We start from the raw sequence: 1,552 nt of genomic DNA, 5'->3' as shown, positions 1-1,552 counted from the left end.
TGCACATTTTATGATTAAATTTGAAGATAGGATTGGTAGCCTATGAAAAATTTACACAAAAGTCTGTAAAGGGTCATGAAAAATGAATAATTCTTTTGATAATTTATCTGATGCTATTACTCATGTCTTTAACACAATACTTTCGGATTAACTATAATTCTTTGTCTTTAGACTATATCTAATAGTTGCAACAGTACCATAAATCTAATTATTTAGGCTCTTTTCTCTTTTCCGTGGATTGCAAATATAATGTATAATAAATATCACAAATATTTTACTTGTTTTCTCTTGTGCTACACCCTTTATTTACAAAGATTCTTCATCTCACTGAGAATTACTGATAACTGACATTATACTGAATTCAAACAACGATATATTAGATATGTAATCATAGTTGTTTATATTTTGTTATCACCAAGTAATTATATATTAATAAAATACTATTATCTTATATCTAATGATATGTTATGCATTTATAAACATAGAACTAAATAGTTAAGGAATAAATTCTAATGAAAATTTCAAAAGCAATAGTGTCTACAATATTAATATCATCTACTTTATCATGTTTTGCAAATAGTATAGGTATAGTAAATGTAGATAAAGTATTTAAATCATCAAAAATAGGTCAAGTTAAATTATCTAAAGATCAAGATCAATTTAAACCAAAATTAGAAGTTATTAGGAAAGAGACAAAATTATTAGAAACTAAATTAAAAGCTAAACATAATACTAAACAGGAAAAGCTAATCAAAGAGAATCTCAAATCTAGTATTAGTAAATATGAGCAATTATTAACACAAGTTAGAAATGTTAGTATTAAAGACTATAAATCATTTAAACAGGAACTTAAGCAAAATGTTAAACAAGTATCCCAAAGCCAACACTTAGATGTGGTATTACCAAGTGAATTAAGTTTATATAATTCTAATAGTGTTGATATTACTAAAGAAATAATTAATAAAATGAAATAAGAATAGTTTCTCATGAGACTGCTAACTACTTTAATTATATTTTATTTAAGCCTTCAGTTAGGTTTTAGTATTAGTTTACCTAACTATGATAAATTAGCTATTACACCTAGTACATGGCAAGAATTAGATCTTAAAGGATATGATTATATAAAAGGTAAAAAATATCCAGCAGAGATTAAATTACTTAGACCAATAAGTTGGCTTAAAACTAATCATCTAGATAAGGTTGGTAATAAAGCAATATTATCTTTACCTGATTTTGGTATTAAAAAGATGTATGTAACTATAGAAGCTATAAAACCTACTAAGTTAGATACATCAAAGATTGATTGGACTAAACAACGCTCATATCCAGTAATAGGGACATTTAAGAGATATGCAGCTATAGTTAAGACATACAAATTTAAAGATTTAACTACAGGTAAGCTTAGTAAGATAAATGCAACACCTGGACATAAGTTTTATGTTAAGAATAGAACAGTAAATAATATAATAGGTAAGAATGGGTCTTTACAGATAATTGTGTAAATTTTAATTAGGTTATATATTTTAAATATAACAATAAGGGATTTACAGAA

Annotated in this window: 2 protein-coding genes; both read left to right on the top strand. The window is 25.0% G+C overall.

Annotation, left to right across the window (positions count from 1 at the left end; translation table 11 throughout):
- The first annotated feature begins 512 nt into the window (after positions 1-512).
- Positions 513-974, top strand: coding sequence for an OmpH family outer membrane protein (locus AB8E56_RS11675; RefSeq protein WP_329481314.1), 462 nt, complete (start codon positions 513-515; stop codon positions 972-974).
- Positions 975-986: 12 nt separating this feature from the next.
- Complete coding sequence (locus tag AB8E56_RS11670) at positions 987-1,502, top strand: hypothetical protein (protein WP_329481312.1); 516 nt, start codon at positions 987-989, stop codon at positions 1,500-1,502.
- Positions 1,503-1,552: the final 50 nt, after the last annotated feature.

The organism is Francisella sp. 19X1-34, assembly GCF_041102755.1.
Lineage (GTDB): Bacteria > Pseudomonadota > Gammaproteobacteria > Francisellales > Francisellaceae > Francisella.
This window is presented reverse-complemented; position numbering and strand designations above follow the sequence as displayed.